Source organism: Streptomyces sp. NPDC005281, assembly GCF_040607495.1.
Lineage (GTDB): Bacteria > Actinomycetota > Actinomycetes > Streptomycetales > Streptomycetaceae > Streptomyces.
Genome location: NZ_JBEXGX010000006.1, coordinates 263,389 through 283,617 on the forward strand (window position 1 = coordinate 263,389; position 20,229 = coordinate 283,617).

The 20,229-nt window shown below is 68.7% G+C and carries 14 protein-coding genes and 1 tRNA gene; 8 read left to right on the top strand and 7 right to left on the bottom strand.

Features of this window, described 5'->3' with window-relative positions; translation table 11 throughout:
• The first annotated feature begins 1,050 nt into the window (after positions 1-1,050).
• From ABZV42_RS11765 to ABZV42_RS11785, 5 genes are all read left to right on the top strand, one after another.
• Complete coding sequence (locus ABZV42_RS11765; protein WP_355983811.1) at positions 1,051-2,256, top strand: branched-chain amino acid ABC transporter substrate-binding protein; 1,206 nt, start codon at positions 1,051-1,053, stop codon at positions 2,254-2,256.
• 195 nt (positions 2,257-2,451) lie between these two features.
• Positions 2,452-3,384 carry a branched-chain amino acid ABC transporter permease gene (locus ABZV42_RS11770; RefSeq protein ID WP_355983772.1) on the top strand — a complete coding sequence of 311 codons (933 nt, stop codon included), beginning with the start codon at positions 2,452-2,454 and terminating at the stop codon, positions 3,382-3,384.
• Positions 3,385-3,389: 5 nt separating this feature from the next.
• On the top strand, positions 3,390-5,180 hold the full coding sequence (locus ABZV42_RS11775; protein WP_356051810.1) for a branched-chain amino acid ABC transporter permease: 1,791 nt from the start codon (positions 3,390-3,392) through the stop codon (positions 5,178-5,180).
• A 5-nt stretch (positions 5,181-5,185) separates the two neighbouring features.
• A complete protein-coding gene (locus ABZV42_RS11780) occupies positions 5,186-6,289 on the top strand; it encodes an ABC transporter ATP-binding protein (protein WP_356051772.1) in 1,104 nt (367 codons plus the stop codon).
• Entirely contained in the window at positions 6,286-7,002 is a 717-nt protein-coding gene (locus ABZV42_RS11785) for an ABC transporter ATP-binding protein (protein WP_328453590.1), read from the top strand. Before ABZV42_RS11780 ends, ABZV42_RS11785 begins: the two co-directional genes overlap by 4 nt.
• Before the next feature lie 113 nt (positions 7,003-7,115).
• Here ABZV42_RS11785 and ABZV42_RS11790 read toward each other — a convergent pair whose 3' ends face one another.
• Entirely contained in the window at positions 7,116-7,772 is a 657-nt protein-coding gene (locus tag ABZV42_RS11790) for a response regulator (protein WP_355983774.1), read from the bottom strand.
• A 101-nt stretch (positions 7,773-7,873) separates the two neighbouring features.
• On the opposite strand from ABZV42_RS11790, the gene ABZV42_RS11795 reads away from it, so the two are divergent.
• Both ABZV42_RS11795 and ABZV42_RS11800 read left to right on the top strand, forming a co-directional pair.
• Positions 7,874-7,946 (top strand) — tRNA-Leu (locus ABZV42_RS11795).
• 104 nt (positions 7,947-8,050) lie between these two features.
• Positions 8,051-8,830: a helix-turn-helix domain-containing protein gene (locus ABZV42_RS11800; RefSeq protein ID WP_356051774.1), complete on the top strand. Its 780-nt coding sequence runs from the start codon at positions 8,051-8,053 to the stop codon at positions 8,828-8,830.
• An 18-nt stretch (positions 8,831-8,848) separates the two neighbouring features.
• Here ABZV42_RS11800 and pyk read toward each other — a convergent pair whose 3' ends face one another.
• Positions 8,849-10,285 (bottom strand): pyruvate kinase, encoded by a 1,437-nt coding sequence (gene pyk / locus ABZV42_RS11805; protein ID WP_356051776.1) that lies wholly within the window; start codon positions 10,283-10,285, stop codon positions 8,849-8,851.
• Positions 10,286-10,852: 567 nt separating this feature from the next.
• Here pyk and ABZV42_RS11810 point away from each other — a divergent pair.
• Positions 10,853-12,658, top strand: coding sequence for a 5'-nucleotidase C-terminal domain-containing protein (locus ABZV42_RS11810; protein ID WP_356051778.1), 1,806 nt, complete (start codon positions 10,853-10,855; stop codon positions 12,656-12,658).
• A 151-nt stretch (positions 12,659-12,809) separates the two neighbouring features.
• Here ABZV42_RS11810 and ABZV42_RS11815 read toward each other — a convergent pair whose 3' ends face one another.
• The 5 genes from ABZV42_RS11815 to ABZV42_RS11835 all read right to left on the bottom strand — a co-directional run bounded on the left by ABZV42_RS11815 (position 12,810) and on the right by ABZV42_RS11835 (position 20,017).
• Positions 12,810-14,267: a SidA/IucD/PvdA family monooxygenase gene (locus ABZV42_RS11815; protein WP_356051780.1), complete on the bottom strand. Its 1,458-nt coding sequence runs from the start codon at positions 14,265-14,267 to the stop codon at positions 12,810-12,812.
• The gene (locus tag ABZV42_RS11820) at positions 14,264-15,679 is read right to left on the bottom strand and encodes an aminotransferase class V-fold PLP-dependent enzyme (protein ID WP_356051781.1); all 1,416 of its coding nucleotides are present in this window, start codon (positions 15,677-15,679) and stop codon (positions 14,264-14,266) included. Before ABZV42_RS11820 ends, ABZV42_RS11815 begins: the two co-directional genes overlap by 4 nt.
• 418 nt (positions 15,680-16,097) lie before the next feature.
• The gene (gene pepN, locus ABZV42_RS11825) at positions 16,098-18,590 is read right to left on the bottom strand and encodes an aminopeptidase N (protein WP_355983779.1); all 2,493 of its coding nucleotides are present in this window, start codon (positions 18,588-18,590) and stop codon (positions 16,098-16,100) included.
• 157 nt (positions 18,591-18,747) lie between these two features.
• Complete coding sequence (locus ABZV42_RS11830; protein ID WP_355983780.1) at positions 18,748-19,092, bottom strand: chorismate mutase; 345 nt, start codon at positions 19,090-19,092, stop codon at positions 18,748-18,750.
• 142 nt (positions 19,093-19,234) lie between these two features.
• Positions 19,235-20,017 carry a serine protease gene (locus tag ABZV42_RS11835; protein ID WP_356051783.1) on the bottom strand — a complete coding sequence of 261 codons (783 nt, stop codon included), beginning with the start codon at positions 20,015-20,017 and terminating at the stop codon, positions 19,235-19,237.
• Positions 20,018-20,229 lie beyond the last annotated feature (212 nt).

The following is a 20,229-nucleotide window of genomic DNA, read 5'->3' on the forward strand; positions in this document are numbered from 1 at the left end:
CCGGGCCGACCCGAGACACGATGACGGCGGGCCCTGCGGGACCCGACCCCCCGGCACAGAAGGACCCTCCACGCGCCCGCGCGAGCCCGGCGCCGGCTCGCCCGGGACCGCGCACCCCCGGCCGCCCCGGCGACCCGCCCGGATCCCGGGCCGTCGTCGCGATCGCAACCGGCATCCCGTCGCCCCGCACTCGCGCCACCCACGGCCACCGCCCGTGACCATCGGCGCCGTCGGCGCCCGCCGCAACGACCCCCGCCGCGCCGCCACTTGCTTCCGCTTCGAGGTGGCAGCGGGCAACCGTGCGGTCGTCAGCGTCCTCCAAGTAGGCGCCTGGGCGACCCAATTGGGCGTGCCGCAAGGCCCCCGCTGCCACTGACAGTGAAGGCCGGAAATCCCCGGCCCATCGCCTCGCGCAGCGCCGTATACAACCGCGCCCGCCCCACGTCCGCGATCGAGGCCCCCCGCCCCGACCTGCCCACCGGCGACGACAACGCACGGCAACAGCAAAGCCTCACCTCGGCGGCACCCGGCCTTACGGGCCGAGGACCTGCCCGCCCGCCCACGCCTTCCCCAACAGGCCCTTCCCCACACCCACTTCACCCGGCCAGGACACCGGCACCCGCCTCACACGGCGGTAACAGACGGTTACCTCTGCTGCAATAAAGCAATCCCCGCGCCGCGAGCCGCACCGCACCACGTTCGCGACGGCACCCCGAACCGCCATCACACGTGCAGCTTCCGGTATCCGCCATCAACCCGGAACAGCGCGTTCTCACCATGCGAACACACAAGCACCTCCGGCCGACGCGCCGAAATGCTCCGATCGTCCGCCCCACGCCCCGCAAGGCACCCCCCGGATAACAAGAGCGTCACAGCCTTCCCCACGCTCCTCCCCACCCCCCCAACCTGCGCTTATAGTCACGGCCAGTCACCGCGCCGCCGGGCGCGTCACTGCACGGCCCTGCTTCACCCAGTACGGCCCGGCGAGACACACGGCCCCCACCCTGGGGTGCCGCGCCAGGGAGAGGATTCAACGTGCGACAGCGTTCCATGGTCATACTCACCGCCGTGCTCACGACAGGAGCACTCACGCTGACCGCCTGCGGCTCGCGCGACAACAGCGGCGACAGCAAGAGCGACAAGAAGACCGAGATCATCATCGGCGTGGACGCGCCGCTGACCGGCCAGAACTCCGCCACCGGCCTCGGCATCCAGGGCGGCGTCCAGATCGCCGTCGACGACGCCAACAAGAACAACACCGTTCCCGGCGTGACGTTCAAGGTCCAGGCGCTCGACGACAAGGCGATCCCGGCCTCCGGCCAGGCCAACGCCACCCAGCTCGTCCAGAACGACAAGGTCCTCGGCGTCGTCGGCCCGCTGAACTCCGGCGTCGCCACCCAGATGCAGCAGGTCTTCGACACTGCCGGCCTCGTCCAGATCTCCCCGTCCAACACCGCCCCGGAGCTCACCCAGGGCAAGAACTGGCAGACCGCCAAGTCCCGCCCGTTCAAGACCTACTTCCGTACCGCCACCACCGACGCCCTCCAGGGCGGCTTCGCTGCCGACTACGCCTACAACACGCTGAAGAAGCGCAAGGTGTACGTCGTCGACGACAAGCAGACCTACGGCGCCGGCCTCGCCAAGCTCTTCAAGGCCGGCTTCACCAAGGCCGGCGGCAAGCTCGCGGGCGAGGACCACGTCAACACCGGCGACACGGACTTCTCCGCCCTCGTCACCAAGATCAAGAACTCCAAGGCCGACCTCGTCTACTACGGCGGCCAGTACGACGAGTCCGAGAAGCTCACCAAGCAGCTCAAGGACGGCGGAGCCAAGATCCCGCTGTTCGGTGGTGACGGCATGTTCTCCGACACCTACATCCAGACCGCCGGCAAGACCTCCGAGGGCGACCTCGTCACCTCGGTCGGCGCGCCCGTCGACTCCCTGCCCTCCGCCGCCGACTTCATCAAGAAGTACAAGGCCTCCGGCCTCAAGGGCGACTACGGCACCTACGGCGGCTACTCCTACGACGCCGCCACGGCCATCATCAAGGCCATCGGCGCTGTCGTGAAGGACGGCAAGATCCCGGACGGCGCCCGCGCCAAGATCGTCGCCGAGGTCCAGAAGACCAAGTTCGACGGCATCGCCGGCCCCGTCTCCTTCGACGAGTACGGCGACACCACGAACAAGCAGCTCACCGTCTACCAGGTCGTCGACGGCAAGTTCAAGGCCGTCAAGAGCGGTACGTTCACCGGCTGATCAGCACCACCCTGGACCACTCCGGCGGATCGGTCCGACACCAGGCCACGGAGCCGACCAGCACCGTAAGCCAGGTCCGGTCCACCGGACAGGCCCTCAGCACAACCCCAGGGCCGCGCGGCCACGACCACACGTCACCGCGCGGCCCGCTCCATACGCCCTGCTCAACTCTCCCCACCACATGGAGGCCACGCGGTGAACACCCTGCCGCAGCAGCTGGCCAACGGGCTGTTCCTCGGCTCGATGTACGGGCTGATCGCCATCGGCTACACGATGGTGTACGGCATCGTCCAGCTCATCAACTTCGCCCACGGCGAGATCTTCATGACCGGCGGCTTCGGCGCACTCTCGGTCTACCTGTACGTTCTGCCAAACGGCACATCCATGTGGATCGCCCTCCCAGCGATGCTGATAGGCGGCGGAATCGTCTCCGTCCTCATCGCCGTCGGGGCCGAACGCTTCGCCTACCGCCCCCTGCGCGGAGCACCACGCCTCGCCCCCCTCATCACCGCCATCGGCCTGTCCCTGGCCCTCCAGCAGGTCGTCTTCAACGCCTACCCGAACGCCAAGACCGACCTGACGTTCCCCCAGCTCCCCTTCGGCCCCTGGCACATCGGCTCCGTCAGCATCCAGAGCGGCTCCGTATTCGTCATCGTCGCCGCCCCGCTGTGCATGGCCGCCCTCGCGCTGTTCGTCAGCATGTCCCGCACCGGCCGCGCCATGCAGGCCACCGCGCAGGACCCCGACACCGCACAGCTCATGGGCATCGACACCAACCGCATCATCGTCATCGCCTTCGCCATCGGCGGCTTCTTCGCCGCCGTCGCGGCCGTCGCCTACGGCCTGCGCTACGGCACCGTCAAGTACGACATGGGCTTCCAGATGGGCCTCAAGGCCTTCACCGCGGCCGTCCTCGGCGGCATCGGCAACATCTACGGCGCCATGATCGGCGGCCTCGTCCTCGGCCTCGCCGAGACCCTGGCCACCAGCTACATCGACGGCATCCCCGGCATGCAGCAGCTCGGCGGCGGCGGCTGGTCCTCCGTCTGGGCCTTCGTACTCCTCATCCTCGTACTGCTGTTCAGGCCACAAGGCCTAGTCGGCGAACGCGTCGCGGACAGGGCGTGAGCACCATGGCAACCACCGAGACCACCACCCCCGAGCGCGGCCTGATCGCGCTCCCCGAGAGCGCGGCCCGCGTCCTCGTCGCGGTCGGCGCCATCGCCACCATCGCCAGCACCTTCATGTCCTGGACCTACACGTCCGACTTCCCCGGGGACCTCACCTACTACGGCTCCCCGGCCGGACTCCAGGTCCTCGACATCGTCGCCGGCGCCCTCACGCTCCTCTTCGCCCTGACCCTCTGGAACGTCCGCGGCCTCGGCTGGCTCAACCCGGCGGGCGCCACCCAGCCCGTCGTCCTCGCCGCCGCCTCCGCGTTCGCCGTGAGCTGGTTCAGCGCCATCGCCATCGCCGTCGACCTCAAGGGCCTCGTCGCACTCGACCCCGGCGCCTACCTCGCCGCCGTCGGCTCCCTCGTCGCCCTCCTCGGCACCCTGGCACTCCCCAAGCCCGGTGACACCTTCAAGGACTACGTCACCAAGCCCGACCTCATCCCGCCGGCCGCCAAGCTGCCCGGCTGGGGCGAGCGCCTCGTCATCACCGGCGTCACCGCCGTCGCGCTGATCGTCTTCAACTACGGCATCGGCGTCGACCCCGACGCGAGCGAAACGTTCCTGGGCTACTTGTTCCTCGTCGTCTTCGGCACCTGGGCCCTCCAGACCGCCGGACTCTTCGACCGCTTCGCCCAGCTCAACGCCCGCCACAAGGGATTCGCCACCACCATGGCGTTCCTCGCCGCGGCGATCTTCCCCTACGTCGCGGACAACGAGCACAACTCCAACGTCGGTGTGAGCATTCTCGTGGTCGGCACCGTCGCCCTCGGCCTCAACATCGTCGTCGGCCTCACCGGACTCCTCGACCTCGGATACGTCGCCTTCCTCGGCGTCGGCGCCTACGCCGCGGCCCTCGTCTCCGGCTCCGAGTTCTCCCGCTTCTCCGGCGTCCAGTTCCCCTTCTGGGCCGCCATGCTCACCGGCATGGCAGCATCGCTCGTCTTCGGCGTCCTCATCGGCGCCCCCACCCTGCGACTGCGCGGCGACTACCTCGCCATCGTGACCCTGGGCTTCGGAGAAATCTTCCGCATCGCCGTCAACAACCTGGACGGCACCTCCGGACCCAACCTCACCAACGGCCCCAACGGCATCTCCATGATCCCGGACCTCAACATCTTCGGGTTCGACTTCGGTGCCACCCACGACGTCGCCGGCCACACCCTCGGCCGCTTCGCCAACTACTTCCTGCTGATGCTGCTCATCACGGGACTCGTCGTCGTCGTCTTCTCCCGCGCCGCCGACTCCCGGATCGGCCGCTCCTGGATCGCCATCCGCGAGGACGAGACCGCCGCCACCGCCATGGGCATCAACGGCTTCCGCGTCAAGCTCGTCGCCTTCGCCCTCGGCGCCTCCCTCGCCGGCCTCGCCGGAACGGTCAGCGCCCACGTCGGCTACAGCGTCAACCCGGCCCCGTACCAGTTCGCCGGCTCCGTACCCCCGAACTCCGCGTTCCTCCTCGCGGCGGTCGTTCTCGGCGGCATGGGCACCGTCAGCGGACCCATCCTCGGCGCCACCCTGCTCTACCTCCTCCCTGAGAAGCTCCAGTTCCTCAAGGAGTACCAACTCCTCGCCTTCGGCGTCGCGCTCGTCGTCCTCATGCGCTTCCGCCCCGAAGGCATCATCGCCAACCGCCGCAACCAGCTCGAATTCCACGAGAGCGACGACAGCGACGACAGCGACGAGACCGTCCACATCCCCGAACAAGGCCTGCCCGACTCCACCGTCGGCGTCACCAAGGCAGGGGCGTAACCAACATGACCACCACCACAGCCCCCAGCCCCGTCCTCGAAGCCACCGGCGTCACCATGCGCTTCGGCGGCCTCACCGCCGTCCGCAACGTCGACCTCACGGTCAACGCCGGAGAGATCGTCGGCCTCATCGGCCCCAACGGCGCGGGCAAGACCACCTTCTTCAACTGCCTCACCGGCCTCTACGTCCCCACCGAGGGCAAAGTCGCCTACAAGGGCACGGTGCTGCCCCCCAAGCCGCACCTGGTCACCAGCGCCGGCATCGCCCGCACCTTCCAGAACATCCGGCTCTTCGCCAACATGACCGTCCTGGAGAACGTGCTCGTCGGACGCCACACCCGCACCAAGGAAGGCCTCTGGTCGGCCCTCCTGCGCGGCCCCGGCTTCCGCAAGGCCGAAGCCACCTCCCGCGAACGCGCCATGGAACTGCTGGAGTTCATCGGCCTCGCCCACAAGGCCGACCACCTCTCCCGCAACCTCCCCTACGGCGAACAGCGCAAGCTGGAGATCGCGCGAGCCATGGCGAGCGAGCCGGGCCTGCTCCTCCTGGACGAGCCCACCGCCGGCATGAACCCGCAGGAAACCCGCGCGACCGAAGAACTCGTCTTCGCCATCCGCGACCGCGGCATCGCCGTCCTCGTCATCGAGCACGACATGCGCTTCATCTTCAACCTGTCCGACCGCGTGGCCTGCCTCGTCCAGGGCGAGAAGCTCGTCGAAGGCACCTCCGAGGTCGTCCAGGGCGACGAACGCGTCATCGCCGCCTACCTCGGAACCCCCTTCGAGGGCGCCCCCGGCGAAGAGGAACTCGCCGAGGTCGAGGCCGCCGAAGCCGCCGGAACCCCCGCGGCCACCCCGGCCGACGACACGGCGGAAGCCCCCGCGGTCGAGGAAGCCGAAGAGACCCCGGCAGCCGAGGACGGCACGGACACCGACGCAGCCCCCGCGGCAGCCGAGGAAACATCCGACGCCCCCGAGGCCACCGACGACTCCGAAGCCTCCGCGGAGCCCGAGGCCGCCACCCCGTCCGACGAATCCGACGCCGCCCCCGCCGCGTCCGACGACTCCGACGCGCAGGGCAGCACCACCAAGGAAGGAAACGCCCAGTGACCGCACTGCTCGAGGTCGAAGACCTCAAGGTCGCCTACGGCAAGATCGAAGCCGTCAAGGGCATCTCCTTCACCGTCGAAGCCGGCCAGATCGTCACCCTCATCGGCACCAACGGCGCCGGCAAGACGACGACCCTGCGCACCCTCTCCGGGCTCCTCAAGCCCAGCGGAGGCCGCATCCTCTTCGACGGCCAGCCCCTCGCCAACGTCCCCGCCCACAAGATCGTCGCCCTCGGACTCGCCCACTCCCCCGAAGGCCGGCACATCTTCCCCCGCCTCAGCATCGCGGAGAACCTCCAGCTCGGAGCATTCCTCCGCAGCGACAAGGCGGGAATCGAGAAGGACATCCAGCGCGCCTACGACCTCTTCCCCATCCTGGGAGAACGCCGTAAGCAGGCCGCGGGAACCCTCTCGGGCGGCGAACAGCAGATGCTCGCCATGGGCCGCGCCCTCATGTCCCAGCCCAAACTGCTCATGCTCGACGAACCCTCCATGGGCCTCTCGCCGATCATGATGCAGAAGATCCTCGCCACCATCGCCGAACTCAAGGCGTCCGGCACGACGATCCTCCTCGTCGAGCAGAACGCCCAGGCGGCGCTCTCCCTCGCCGACCAGGCCCACGTCATGGAGGTCGGCAGCATCGTCCTCTCCGGCACCGGCCAGGACCTCCTCCACGACGAGTCCGTCCGCAAGGCGTACCTCGGCGAGGACTGAACCACCGCGGCCGAGCCGCACACACGAAGAGGCCCGCACCTCCGTCAGGGGTGCGGGCCTCTTTCCGTCCACCACGACCAGGCGGACACGAACTCTCCGGCAAGGGGCGGGATCTAGCCCTTCGCCGCCTTCTTCTCCTCGGCGTCCTCGATGACCGCCTCCGCCACCTGCTGCATCGACATACGACGGTCCATCGACGTCTTCTGGATCCAGCGGAACGCCGCCGGCTCCGTCAGGCCGTACTCCGTCTGAAGCACCGACTTCGCACGGTCCACCAGCTTCCGCGTCTCCAGACGCTGCGTGAGATCCGCGATCTCACCCTCCAGCGCCTTCAGCTCCGCGAACCGGGACACCGCCATCTCGATCGCCGGCACCACGTCGCTCTTGCTGAACGGCTTCACCAGGTACGCCATCGCGCCCGCGTCACGGGCCCGCTCGACCAGGTCGCGCTGCGAGAACGCGGTCAGCATCAGCACTGGGGCGATCGACTCCTCGGCGATCTTCTCCGCCGCCGAGATGCCGTCCAGCTTCGGCATCTTCACGTCGAGGATCACCAGGTCGGGCTTGTGCTCGCGGGCCAGCTCGATGGCCTGCTCACCGTCACCGGCCTCGCCCACGACGCTGTAGCCCTCCTCCTCCAGCATCTCTTTGAGGTCGAGACGGATCAGCGCCTCGTCCTCGGCGATGACGACACGGGTCGTCAGCGGAGGCACGTGCGACTTGTCGTCGTCGGGCGCGTCTACGGGCTGGGGCGACTCGGGGGCGGTCACGGGGGCTCCTCGTTCAGGGCGGGGTACAGCTCCCAAGAGCCTACCTAGCTGCGATAAGGTGAGGGCACGGCGGGTGACCGCCAGCCTTTGTTTTAGAGGAAGCCCCGGTAGTCCAGCGGAAGAGACACGGTGCTCAAACCACCGACAGCGTGGGTTCGAATCCCACCCGGGGCACTTTTCCTTCGATTCGAAGGTTGACTGCAAAGCGGATGTTCCCATTCTGGTGAACATCCGCTTTTTGCTGCGTGTCGCCCACCCCACGTGCTCAAAGTGGCCACATGGAACAGCACAGCCCTTCGATTCGGGCTCAAGCGATCGCACTCATGCGCCAAGGCATTCCCAACCGCGCAGTCGCAGAGAGCCTCAATATCCCGCGTGGAACCGTCGGCTGGTGGCGCAGCGAAGACCGCAAAGCGCGCGGCGAAAGCTACGAGCCCCCGACGGACTGCCCGCGCTGCACTGAACGCGCCGTCGACCAGGGTTCGTACGCCTACCTGCTAGGCCTCTACCTCGGCGACGGCCACATCATCTCCAAGCGGAAGCAACACCACCTTTCGGTGTTCTGCAACGCAGCGCAAACAGGTCTGATCACAGCCGCCGAAGATGCCATGCGCAAGGTGATGCCCCTGCCGAACATTGGCCGGCGCCACAGGCAGGGCTGCGTCGAAGTGAAGTCCTTCACCAAGCACTGGCCCTGCCTCTTCCCCCAGCACGGCCCCGGCAAGAAGCACGAGCGCCTCATCGTGCTCGAAGTCTGGCAGCAGGAAATCGTCGACGCCCAACCCTGGGAGTTCATCCGGGGCCTCATCCACTCCGACGGTTGCCGCATCACTAACTGGACGACGCGCATCGTCGGGGGTGAGCTCAAGCGCTACGAGTACCCCCGGTACTTCTTCACCAATGTCTCCGACGACATCCGACAGCTCTTCACCGGCACCCTGGACAAGCTCGGCGTCGACTGGACGCACTGCACCCGGCACGGGAACCCGTACAACATCTCGGTCGCCAAGAAGGCACACGTAGCCCTCATGGACACCCACGTGGGCCCCAAGTACTGACCCAGTGGCGAAGTCCGGTTACTTGGGGCTGTCGTCCTCGCCGACGTGGTGGACGCGGACCAGGTTCGTCGAGCCGGTGACGCCGGGCGGGGAGCCCGCGGTGATCACGACGATGTCGCCCTTGTTGCAGCGGCCGTACTTCAGGAGGAGTTCGTCGACCTGGTCGACCATGGCGTCGGTGGAGTCGACGTGCGGGCCGAGGAAGGTCTCGACACCCCAGGTGAGGTTCAGCTGGGAGCGGGTGGCGGGCGTGGGAGTGAAGGCGAGGAGCGGGATCGGAGAGCGGTAACGGGAGAGGCGTCGGACGGTGTCGCCGGACTGGGTGAAGGCGACGAGGAACTTGGCGCCGAGGAAGTCGCCCATCTCCGCTGCGGCTCGGGCGACGGCGCCGCCCTGGGTGCGGGGCTTGTTGCGTTCGGTCAGTGGGGGCAGGCCCTTGGTGAGGATGTCCTCCTCGGCGGCTTCGATGATCTTGGCCATCGTCCTGACGGTCTCGACGGGGTACTTCCCGACGCTGGTCTCGCCGGAGAGCATGAGGGCGTCGGTGCCGTCGATGACGGCGTTGGCGACGTCGGAGGCTTCGGCGCGGGTGGGCCGGGAGTTGTCGATCATCGAGTCGAGCATCTGGGTGGCGACGATGACGGGTCTGGCGTTGCGCTTGGCGAGTTTGACGGCGCGCTTCTGGACGATGGGGACTTGTTCGAGGGGCATTTCGACGCCGAGGTCGCCGCGGGCGACCATGATGCCGTCGAAGGCGGCGACGATGTCGTCGATGTTGGCGACGGCCTGGGGCTTTTCGACTTTGGCGATGACGGGGAGGCGGCGGCCTTCTTCGTCCATGATGCGGTGGACGTCGTGGATGTCCTTGCCGCTCCTGACGAAGGAGAGGGCGATGACGTCGAAGCCGGTGCGCAGCGCCCAGCGGAGGTCGTCCTCGTCCTTGTCGGAGAGGGCGGGGACGGAGACGGCGACGCCGGGGAGGTTGAGGCCTTTGTGGTCGGAGACCATTCCGCCTTCGATGACAGTGGTGTGGACGCGGGGGCCGTCCACGGAGGTGACTTCGAGGCAGACTTTGCCGTCGTCGACGAGGATGCGTTCACCGGGAGTGACGTCGGCTGCCAGTCCGTCGTAGGTGGTTCCGCAGTGGTCGCGGTCTCCTTGGGCGCCTTCTTCGACGGTGATGGTGAAGGTGTCTCCGCGTTCAAGGAGTACGGGTCCTTCGGTGAAGCGGCCGAGGCGGATCTTCGGGCCTTGAAGGTCGCCGAGGATGCCGACGCTGTGGCCGGTTTCGTCGGAGGCTTTCCGGACGTGTCGGTAGCGCTCTTCGTGGTCGGCGTGGGTGCCGTGGCTGAGGTTGAAGCGGGCTACGTCCATTCCGGCTTCGACCAGGGCTTTGATCTGGTCGTACGAGTCGGTTGCGGGGCCCAGTGTGCAGACGATTTTTGCTCGGCGCATGATTCGAGCCTAGGCCTTACCGGTCGGTAGAGAATTGGTCGCGCATGACTACTCAACAACCTTTGCGTGAAGGGTTATTGACAAGTGTTGAATTGTGCGCCGTGCCGCTCCGATGAGCAGGGTATTGCTCTTCGTGCGGTCGGCGCGTTCTTGTGCCCGTGTCCGTCCAGTGTGCGTCTGCCGGTGGGGTGGGTGCGCGGGAGAGTCGTCCGGTGACTTTCCGTGATGTTGTCAGGTGGGGCTGGAGCCGTGGTAGCGCCGCGGTGAGGCGGCGTTGACCCGGCCGGTGGGTGTGATGGCTGGGATGTACCGGCCGGCGGGGGTGGTGGCTGAGGCGTAGCGACCGGCGGGCGTGATGGCTGGGGTGTGTCGGGCGGCGGGGGTGGTGGCCGGGGTGCGTCGGTCGGTGGGGGTGGGGTCGGGGGTCATTCGTCCCGCTCTGTCACTGGGTGGGTGGTCGGTGGTGTCGTCCGGCCATCAGATGGAAACCTCCAGGGTCTTTTGCGGGGGCGGGTGTTGGGCCAGAATCTACGCGCGTCGTTGACCTTTTCCCGAGGAGTTCGAGACATGCCGTTGAATCGCCGGAAGTTTCTGAAGGAGTCCGCCGTGACGGGTGCGGGGGTGGCGCTCGCGGGTGTGGGCGCGGCTCCGGTGGCGCAGGCCGCCGAGGGGGCGAAGGGGGGCCGGTCGGTGAAGCGGTACGAGCTGACGGTGATGGGGACGACCGATCTGCACGGTCATGTCTTCAACTGGGACTACTTCAAGGACGCGGAGTACGCGGACAAGGCGGGCAACGCTCAGGGGCTGGCACGGATCTCGACGCTGGTGAACGGGATCCGGGCGGAGAAGGGGCGTTGCAACACGCTGTTGCTGGACGCGGGTGACACGATCCAGGGCACTCCGTTGGCGTATTACTACGCGAAGGTGGATCCGATCACCGCCAAGGGTGGTCCGGTGCATCCGATGGCGCAGGCGATGAACGCGATCGGGTATGACGCGGTGGCGCTCGGGAACCATGAGTTCAACTATGGGATCGAGACGTTGCGGAAGTTCGAGTCGCAGTGTCGTTTCCCGTTGTTGGGTGCGAACGCGCTGGACGCGAAGACGCTGAAGCCGGCTTTCCCGCCGTATTTCATGAAGGATTTCCATGTTCATGGGGCTCCGCCGGTGCGGGTGGCCGTGCTGGGGCTGACGAATCCGGGTATCGCGATCTGGGACAAGGCGTATGTGCAGGGGAAGTTGACGTTCCCCGGTCTTGAGGAGCAGGCGGCGAAGTGGGTGCCGAAGCTGCGGTCGATGGGTGCGGACGTGGTGGTGGTGTCGGCGCATTCGGGTACATCGGGTACGTCGTCGTACGGTGATCAGGTGCGGTACGTGGAGAACTCGGCGGCGCTGGTGGCGCAGCAGGTGCCGGGGATCGACGCGATTCTGGTGGGTCACGCGCATCTGGAGATCCCGGAGCTGAAGGTGACGAACGTGGCGACGGGGAAGACGGTGGTGTTGTCGGAGCCGTTGGCGTACGCGGAGCGGCTGTCGGTGTTCGACTTCGGGCTGGTCTTCGAGAAGGGGCGTTGGCGGGTCGAGTCGGTGGCGGCTTCGGTGCGCAACACGAACTCGGTGGCGGACGACCCGAAGATCACGCGGCTGCTGAAGGCCGAGCACGATCTTGTGGTGGCGTACGTCAACCAGGTGGTAGGTACGGCGACGGACACGCTGACGACGGTGGAGGCGCGGTACAAGGACGCTCCGATCATCGATCTGATCACGAAGGTCCAGGAGGATGTGGTGCGGGCGGCGCTGGTGGGGACGCAGTACGCGTCGTTGCCGGTGATCGCGCAGGCGTCGCCGTTCTCGCGGACGTCGGAGATCCCGGCCGGCAATGTGACGATCCGGGATCTGTCGAGTCTGTACGTGTATGACAACACGCTGGTGGCGAAGGTGCTGACGGGCGCGCAGGTCCGTGCGTACCTGGAGTACTCGGCGAACTACTTCGTGCAGACGGCCGTGGGTGCGGTGGTCGACACGGAGAAGCTGACGAACGCGAACGGTCGTCCGGACTACAACTTTGACTATGTGTCGGGTCTTGGGTACGACATCGACATCGCGCAGGCGGAGGGTTCGCGGATCAAGAACGTCACGTTCGGCGGTGCGCCGTTGGACGATGCTCAGCAGTTCGTGTTGGCGGTGAACAACTACCGTGCCAATGGTGGCGGTGCGTTCCCGCATGTCGCTTCGGCGACCGAGGTGTGGTCGGAGTCGACGGAGATCCGGACGCGGATCGCGGAGTGGGTCACGGCGAAGGGTGTGCTGGACCCGAAGGAGTTCGCGTCGGTGGACTGGAAGCTGACGCGTGAGGGTGTGCCCGTGTTCTAGGGCGGTGGTGGTTCGGATGGGCGGCGTCGGCGCGGATTTCGCGTCGGCGCCGTTTTGTCTTGGGCGGGTGTACGAGGCGATCGGAGAAATCCCGGCCGCTGTGTGAACCGATCGGTGGGGCTCGTCCGATGAGGGGATGTGGGGGTGGTCCTCATCGTCCTTCGACGAGGGGAATGAGGGGGACGAGAGGTACGAGAGGGACGAGGGGGGTGAGTGTTCTCGGTTCTTTGCGGGCGGCGGGGACGCGGGGGGTGTGTTCGAGGCCGAAGGTGGTGAAGGCGGTTCGGCCGGGGAGGGGGTAGGGGTCTTTTCCGGTGAGGGAGTTGAGGATGGTGGCGCTGCGCCAGGCGGCGAGGCCGAGGTCGGGGGTGCCGACGCCGTGGGTGTGGAGTTCGGCGTTCTGGACGTAGACGCGGCCGGTGACGGTGGGGTCGAGGACCAGGCGGAACTGGTTGTCGATGGCGGGGCGTTCGGCGTTGTCGCGGCGGAGGTAGGTGTCGAGTCCGGCCAGGAGGGGGGCGATGGGGCGTTCGCGGTAGCCGGTGGCGAGGACGACGGCGTTGGTGGTGAGGCGGGAGCGGGTGCCTTGCTGGACGTGTTCGAGGTGGAGCTCGATTTTGGTGGTGGCGATGCGGCCGGCGGTACGGACGGTGACGGCTGGGGTGAGGACGGCGTCGGGCCAGCCGCCGTGGAGGGTGCGGCGGTAGAGCTCGTCGTGGATGGCGGCGATGGTGTCGGCGTCGATGCCTTTGTGGAGTTGCCATTGGGCGGCGAGGAGGCGGTCGCGGACGGGTTCGCCGAGGGCGTGGAAGTAGCGGGTGTAGTCGGGGGTGAAGTGTTCGAGGCCGAGTTTGGAGTACTCCATGGGGGCGAAGGCCTCGGTGCGGGCGAGCCAGTGGATTCGTTCTTTTCCGATGGGGCGGTTGCGGAGGAGGTCGAGGAAGACTTCGGCCCCTGACTGGCCGGCGCCGATGACGGTGATGTGGTCGGCGGTGAGGAAGCGGTCCCGGTGTTTGAGGTAGTCGGCGGCGTGGATGACGGGTGCGTCGGGGGCGTCGACGAGGGGTTTGAGGGGTTCGGGGATGTGGGGGGCGGTGCCGACGCCGAGGACGATGTTGCGGGTGTGGGTGCGGCCGAGGGCCTGGGCCTGGCCGTTGGTGTCGAGTTGGGTGAAGTCGACTTCGAAGAGCTCGTGTTCGGGGTTCCAGCGGACGGTGTCGACCTGGTGGGCGAAGCGGAGTCCGGGGAGGTTGTCGGCGACCCAGCGGCAGTAGGCGTCGTATTCGGCGCGTTGGATGTGGAAGCGCTCGGCGAAGTAGAAGGGGAAGAGGCGGTCGCGGTCCTTGAGGTAGTTGAGGAAGGACCAGGGGCTGGTGGGGTCGGCGAGGGTGACCAGGTCGGCGAGGAAGGGGACTTGGAGCGTGGCGCCGTCGATGAGGAGGCCGGGGTGCCAGTCGAAGCCCGGGCGTTGTTCGTAGAAGACGGTGTCGAGTTCGGTGAGGGGGTGGGCGAGGGCGGCGAGGGAGAGGTTGAAGGGGCCGATGCCGATGCCGACGAGGTCGCGGGGTGTTTCGGCGGTGGGGCGCTGGGGGTGGGGTGTCGGTCTCATCGGGGGGTGTGTCCTTCCACCAGTTTCAGGAGCGTGGCCAGGTCGCCGGGCCGGGTGTGGGGGTTGAGGATGGTGGCTTTGAGCCAGCGGCGGCCGTCGAGGGTGGCGCGGCCGAGGACGGCTCGGCCTTGGTCGAGGAGGGTGCGGCGTACGGCGGCGACGGTGTCGTCGGTGGCGTCGTGGGGCCGGAAGAGGACGGTGCTGATGACGGGGTGGTCGTAGAGCTCGAAGCCGGGGTGTGCGGCGGTGAGGTCGGCGAGTTCGTGGGCGTGGGCGCAGACCTGGTCGACGAGTCGGCCGATGCCGTGGCGTCCGAGGGTTTTGAGGGTGACGGCGATTTTGAGGACGTCGGGGCGCCGGGTGGTGCGCAGGGAGCGGCCGAGGAGGTCGGGGTGGCCCGCTTCGGTGTCGTCGTCGGCGTTGAGGTAGTCGGCCCGGTGGGTGAGGGGGGTGAGGTCGGTGGGGTCGCGTACGGCGAGGAGTCCGGCGGCGACGGGCTGCCAGCCGAGTTTGTGGAGGTCGAGGGTGACGGTGTCGGCGTGGGCGAGTCCGTCGAGTTTGGTGCGGTGCCGGTCGCTGAAGAGGAGGCCTCCGCCGTAGGCGGCGTCGATGTGGAGGCGGGCGCCGTGGGCGGCGCACAGGTCGGCGATGTCGGACAGTGGGTCGATGAGTCCTGCGTCGGTGGTGCCTGCGGTGGCGGCGACGAGGAGGGGGCCGCGCAGGTCGGTGAGGGCGCTGTCGAGGGCGGCGGGGTCGAGGGTGCCCGCCGGTGCGGGGATCACGACGGGTTCGGGGAGGCCGAGAAGCCAGGTGGCGCGGTGGAGCGAGTGGTGGGCGTTGGTGCCGCAGACGAGTTGGACGCCGTGGTGTTTCTCGCGGGCGAGGAGGAGGGCGAGTTGGTTGGATTCGGTGCCGCCGGTGGTGATGAGGGCGTCACCTCGCGTGCCTGGGGTGTCCCGGGTGCCTCGGCTGTCCGGGGTGCTTGAGGTGTCCGGGTCGCCGTAGACCTGGTGGGCGAGGGCCCGGGCGACGAGTGCTTCGAGTTCGGAGGCGGCGGGGGCCTGGTCCCAGGAGTCGAGGGAGGGGTTGAGGGCGGAGGCGGCGAGGTCGGCGGCGGTGGCGACGGCCAGGGGCGGGCAGTGCAGGTGGGCCGCGCACAGGGGGTCGGCGGGGTCGGCGGCGCCTTCGGCGAGGGCGCGGACGAGGGTGTGCAGGGCGTCGGGGCTGCCGTGGTGGGGCAGGGGGTCGCCGAGGGCTGTGCGCAGGCGTCCGGCGACGTGTTCGGGTCCTCCGGCGGGGAGGGGTCCGCCGCGGGCGGCCGTGCCTTCGGCGAGGGCGTGCAGGACGGTCTCGAGCAACGGCCGCAGTACGTCGGGGCCTTGGGGGCCTGAGGCGAGGGGCGGCGTGCTCATGGTGTCCTCCGGTGGACGTGCGGCGGGGTCCTTCCCGGCGTGTGTGGTTTTGGGCAGGTGCGCCCGCCAAGGACAACGATTCGGCCCCGGCGGGGGTACTGCCGTACGGAGGATTTGTGTGAGCGGTGCCGGACGCGCCGGACGCCGGACGGCTGCGGTGCAGCTGTCCGGCGTCCGGGTTCGCGTCTGGTGTGCTGTCGGTGTCCGGCGTCGGGTTCGGGCTCGGTGTCCGGCATCGGCTTCGGGCTTCGGGCTCGATGTCCGGCGTCGGCTTCGGGCGTGTGGGCTCTGTGTCCGGCGTCGGCCCCGGCGTCCGGCGTGGCGCCGGTCCCTGGTCCCTGGCCCCTGACCCTGGTCCCTGGTCCCTGGTCCCTGGTCTAGGGTCTCCGGACTCCGGACTCCGGACTCCGCGTGGTGTCTAGGCCTGGCGCACCCGCAGCGCTCGCGCGAGGTCGTCGAGCTGGTCGGTGAACCTGCGGCGCAGGGCCGGGATGGGGTCGGCGTCGCGCAGGCAGGCCTCGCCGAGGGCGAGGGTCTCGGGGGTGACGACGCAGGCGGGGAAGGCCCAGCGGCCGGCGGCTTCGGCGATGGCGGGGCCGCGCCGTTCGGCGACGGCCACGGCGTCGGCCCAGTAGCGCTCGACGTACTCGTGGACGAGGGCGGTCTGTTCGGGCTGCCAGAAGCCCTGGGCGGTGGCGGTGAACAGGTAGTTGGAGAGTTCGTCGCCGGCGAACATCGCTTCCCAGGCGGCGCGTTTGGCCTGCGGGTCGGGCAGTGCGGCGCGGCAGCGTGCGGCGCCTTCCTGGCCGGTGGCGCTGGGGTCCTGGACGAGTTCGGCTTCGATCACGGCGTCGTCGACGGCGCCGAGGACGCTGAGCCGACCGAGGATGCGCCAGCGCAGCTCGGGGTCGAGTTCGGGGCCGCCGGGGACGGTGCCCTCGGAGAACCAGGCGCTGATGGTGTCGGGGTGGGCGGCGACGTCGATGAGGTGGCGTACGGCGGTGAGGCGCAGGCCGGGGTGGGAGCCGTCCTCGGTGCGGCGGACGAGGTCGCGGCACAGGTCGGTGAGGGTGGCGAGGGCGGCGGGCCGCTCTTCGGGGCTCAGGTAGCGGTCGGCGACGTGGGCGGTGGCGAAGGTCAGGACGCCTTGGACGACGGCGAGGTCGTTCTCGTGGGGCAGGTGGGTGCGGGCGGTCTCGATGTAGGCGGTGGGGGGCAGTTCGCCGTCGCGTACGGCGTCGCGCAGGGCGTTCCAGACGACGGCCCGGGTGAGGGGGTCGGGGAGGCCGGCGAGGGCGGCTCGCAGGGTCTGGAAGGACTTGGTGTCGAAGCGGACCTTGGCGTAGGTGAGGTCGCCGTCGTTGAGGAGGAGCAGGTCGGGGCGGCGGCCTGGCCTGGGGGCGGTGGGGTCGCTCTGGGGGACGTCGAGTTCGAAGCGCTCGCGCAGGGTGAGCCGGGTCTGCTCGCCGGGGACGGTGTCGTAGGCGCCGGCGGCGACGCGGTGGGGGCGGCTGCCGCGGTGGCCGACGGTGAGCTGCCATGTGCCGTCGGTCTCGGTGAGTTCGGGCTCGATGGTGTCGACGCCGGTGGTGCGCAGCCAGGCGTCGGCCCAGGCGTGGACGTCGCGTTCGGTGGCGGAGGCGAGGTTGTCGATGAAGTCGGCGAGGGTGGCGTTGGCGAACTTGTGGCGGGCGAAGTGGGTGTTGATGCCGGCGAGGAAGTCTTTCTCGCCGAGCCAGGTGACGAGTTGGCGCAGGGCGGAGGCGCCCTTGGCGTAGGAGATGCCGTCGAAGTTGAGCATGGCGGACGCGGTGTCGGGGACGGCGTCGGGGTCGGGGGCGACGGGGTGGGTGGAGGGGCGCTGGTCGGCGTCGTAGCCCCAGGACTTGCGGGCTACGCCGAAGTCGACCCAGGTGTCGGTGAAGCGGGTGGCTTCGGTGAGGGTCTGGTAGCCCATGTACTCGGCGAAGGACTCGTTGAGCCAGATGTCGTCCCACCAGCGCAGGGTGACGAGGTCGCCGAACCACATGTGGGCCATTTCGTGGGCGATGACCATGGCGCGGGTCTGGCGCTCGGTGTCGGTGACGGCGGAGCGGTAGATGAATTCGTCGCGGAAGGTGACGAGTCCGGGGTTCTCCATGGCGCCGGCGTTGAATTCGGGGACGAACGCCTGGTCGTAGGAGTCGAAGGGGTAGGGCTCGTCGAACTTCTCGTGGTAGCGGTCGTAGCAGGCGCGGGTGATGTCGAGGATCTCCTCGGCGTCGGCGTCCAGGTACGGGGCGAGGGAGCGGCGGCAGTGGAGGCCGAAGGGGAGGCCGCCGTGTTCGGTGCGTACGGAGTGCCAGGGGCCGGCGGCGACGGCGACGAGGTAGGTGGAGATGAGGGGGGTGGGGGCGGCTGTCCAGTGGCCGCCGCCGAGGTGTTCGGTGACGCTGTTGGCGAGGACGGTCCAGCGTTCGGGGGCGGTGACGGTGAGTTCGAAGACGGACTTGAGGTCGGGCTGGTCGAAGGCGGCGAAGACGCGCTGGACGTCTTCCATGAACAGCTGGGTGTAGAGGTAGGTCTCGCCGTCGGTGGGGTCGGTGAAGCGGTGCATGCCCTCCCCGGTGCGGGAGTAGCGCATGGAGGCGTCGACGCGCAGTTCGTGCTCGCCGGCGGTGAGTCCCTTGAGGGGCAGCCGGTTCTCGTCCAGGGTCTGCGGGTCGAGGGGGCGGCCGTCGAGGGTGACGGAGCGCAGTTCGGCGGGCTTCAGCTCGACGAAGGTGTCCGCGTCGGCACGGGCCGTGAACCGGATGACGGTCAGGGAGTCGAAGGTCTCGTCCCCTGTGGTCAGGTCGAGTTCGATCCCGTAGTGGTGGACGTCGAGGAGCTTGGCACGGGTCTGCGCTTCGTCGCGCGTCAGTACGGACATGAGGCCATGCTGCCCGATGGTGGGGTCAGGACACAGGGGTGGTCGTGTATGTACTCATTGGCGTCCCCTGGTCACGGGCCGCGGTCGGGGTGTGTGTTCGGGGGATGTGCGGGGGTTGCGGTGTCCTGTCGGGTGGGGGCGTGGCGGCCCACCGCCGTCACTCAGGTGTGCCGGGCGTGGCGCCGTCCGCGTCGTCCGCGATGCGCTCGTGGTGGCGGATGACCTCGGCGATGATGAAGTTCAGCAGCTTCTCGGCGAAGGCCGGGTCGAGCTTGGCGTTCTCGGCGAGGCTGCGCAGCCGGGCGATCTGGTGGGCCTCGCGGGAGGGGTCGGCGGGCGGCAGGTGGTGGGCGGCTTTGAGGTGGCCGACCTGCTGGGTGCATTTGAAGCGTTCGGCGAGCATGTGGACGACGGCGGCGTCGATGTTGTCGATGCTGTCGCGCAGCCGGGCGAGCTCCGCGCTGACGTCGGGGCCGGCTTCCTGGGGCTTGCTGGTGGTCATGACAGCCAACCCTACGTGGCCGCGGGGGCCTCGATCTTTGTGGGACGCCGTGAGCGCGGCGCCCTCGACCGGGGTCGTGGGCGGCGCGCTCACGGGTCGTACGGTTCGTGTGTCGTACGGACGGGTGCTGTGGTTCGCGGGGTCAGAGGCCGGCGGCGGCCCTGGCTATGTCGGCGGCGAAGGTCGAGACCTCGCTGTACACGCCGGGGTATCCGGGTTCGGCGCAGCCCTGGCCCCAGCTGACGATGCCGACCTGGATGTAGGCGCCGGTGTCGTCCTTGCGGAACATGGGTCCGCCCGAGTCGCCCTGGCAGGTGTCGACGCCGCCCTGGGTGACGAATCCGGCGCAGATCTCGTCGCCGGGGACGAGGTCGCTGCCGTAGGCCTGCTGACAGGTGGCGTCGTCGACGAAGGGGACGGTGGCCTTGAGCAGGTAGCGCTGCTGGCCGCCGCCTTCGCGGGTGGCGCCCCAGCCGGCGATGGTGAAGTCGCCGTTGTTGTAGGCGGTGTTGGTGGCGAGCTTCAGGGTGGGCTGCTCGATGGGCCGGGCGAGTTTGATGAGGGCCCAGTCCTTGCCTTTGCCGGTGTAGCCGGGGGCTTGGAGCACCTTGGTGGACTTGACCTTGACGGCGCTGCCGCTCTGGAGGTCGACGACGCCGGCGGTGGCGGTGATGGAGGTGTTGGTGCCGGAGCCGTTCACGCAGTGCGCGGCGGTCAGGACGATGCTTTTGGTGTAGAGGGCTCCGCCGCAGCCCATGGAGAGGCGGACCATGAAGGGGAATTCGCCCTGGGCGGCGCGTGTCCCGCCGACGACGGGGGCGGGTGCGGCGTGGGCGGTGAGCGGCTGGAGGGACATGGCGGCGAGCGCGACAGTGCCGACGGCGAGCAGTCTTCTGATGACGCCGTACTTCCTGGGAGACTTCAACGTGCTTCCTTTCGTGGGGGGTTGTCCGCCGGGCGGGTGCACGGAAACCATTTACTGCCATGCACCTGCCAAGCTGGTGGGGATTATGGGGACCGGCCGCCGTACCGGGCAAGAGCCGCATTCCGGCCAGCCCCCGCCCCGCCCCGCCCCGCTCCCCCGCCACCGGGCGGAACCCCGCTTACAGTGGAGAGGAGTTCCGGCGTCTTCTGGGG

Excerpts from the sequence above, each read along its gene's own strand:
- ABZV42_RS11765 (WP_355983811.1), top strand. The coding sequence starts at position 1,051 with ATGGTCATACTCACCGCCGTGCTCACGACAGGAGCACTCACGCTGACC.
- ABZV42_RS11775 (WP_356051810.1), top strand. The coding sequence starts at position 3,390 with ATGGCAACCACCGAGACCACCACCCCCGAGCGCGGCCTGATCGCGCTC.
- ABZV42_RS11780 (WP_356051772.1), top strand. The coding sequence starts at position 5,186 with ATGACCACCACCACAGCCCCCAGCCCCGTCCTCGAAGCCACCGGCGTC.
- ABZV42_RS11800 (WP_356051774.1), top strand. The coding sequence starts at position 8,051 with ATGGAACAGCACAGCCCTTCGATTCGGGCTCAAGCGATCGCACTCATG.
- pyk (WP_356051776.1), bottom strand. The coding sequence starts at position 10,285 with ATGCGCCGAGCAAAAATCGTCTGCACACTGGGCCCCGCAACCGACTCG.
- ABZV42_RS11810 (WP_356051778.1), top strand. The coding sequence starts at position 10,853 with ATGCCGTTGAATCGCCGGAAGTTTCTGAAGGAGTCCGCCGTGACGGGT.
- ABZV42_RS11815 (WP_356051780.1), bottom strand. The coding sequence starts at position 14,267 with ATGAGACCGACACCCCACCCCCAGCGCCCCACCGCCGAAACACCCCGC.
- ABZV42_RS11820 (WP_356051781.1), bottom strand. The coding sequence starts at position 15,679 with ATGAGCACGCCGCCCCTCGCCTCAGGCCCCCAAGGCCCCGACGTACTG.
- pepN (WP_355983779.1), bottom strand. The coding sequence starts at position 18,590 with ATGTCCGTACTGACGCGCGACGAAGCGCAGACCCGTGCCAAGCTCCTC.
- ABZV42_RS11830 (WP_355983780.1), bottom strand. The coding sequence starts at position 19,092 with ATGACCACCAGCAAGCCCCAGGAAGCCGGCCCCGACGTCAGCGCGGAG.